This window comes from Massilia sp. CT11-108 (assembly GCF_047302915.1).
In the GTDB taxonomy this organism is placed as follows: domain Bacteria; phylum Pseudomonadota; class Gammaproteobacteria; order Burkholderiales; family Burkholderiaceae_D; genus Telluria; species Telluria orientalis.
In genome coordinates this window covers 1-491 of record NZ_JBKYMO010001218.1, presented here as the reverse complement: position 1 = coordinate 491, position 491 = coordinate 1, and the positions used below count along the sequence as shown (strand labels likewise).

Annotated in this window: 1 protein-coding gene; it reads right to left on the bottom strand. The window is 74.1% G+C overall.

Features of this window, described 5'->3' with window-relative positions:
- Positions 1-114: 114 nt before the first annotated feature.
- Positions 115-491: methyl-accepting chemotaxis protein (locus ACEN88_RS34085; protein ID WP_413346799.1), on the bottom strand; the 377-nt coding region annotated here is incomplete at its 5' end.

Sequence of the window (491 nt, the reverse complement as noted above, 5' to 3'; positions counted from 1 at the left end):
CGGTCGCCCGGCCGCCATGGGCGCACGCGGGCCGCCGGCAGCACGGCGGCAAGTTCGTCGATCCAGGACGCGGCGTCGCCATCCGGCAGGCATACGAGGATATCCATGTGCGCCTCACGCAAGACGCGCGTTGCCGGCCGCCGGTTGCCGGTCGAGCTGGAAGACGGCCACCAGTTCGCCCAGCGCGCCGGCCTGGTCGCGCAACGAGGCCGCGGCACCGGCGGCATCGTCGACCAGCAGCGCGTTGCGCTGCGTGACCTCGTCGAGATGGCCGATCGCCGCGCTGATCCGGTCGATGCCCGCGCTCTGCCGCTGGCTGGCGGCGGCGATGTCGCCCACGATGTGCGCGACCCGATCGACGCTGTCCACGATGTCCCGCATCGTCTGGCCGGCCTGGCGCACCAGCGCGGTGCCGGCGCCGATCTGGCCCACCGACGCGTCGATCAGCGCCTTGATTTCCCGGGCCGCGCCGGCGGAGCGCTGCGCCAGGC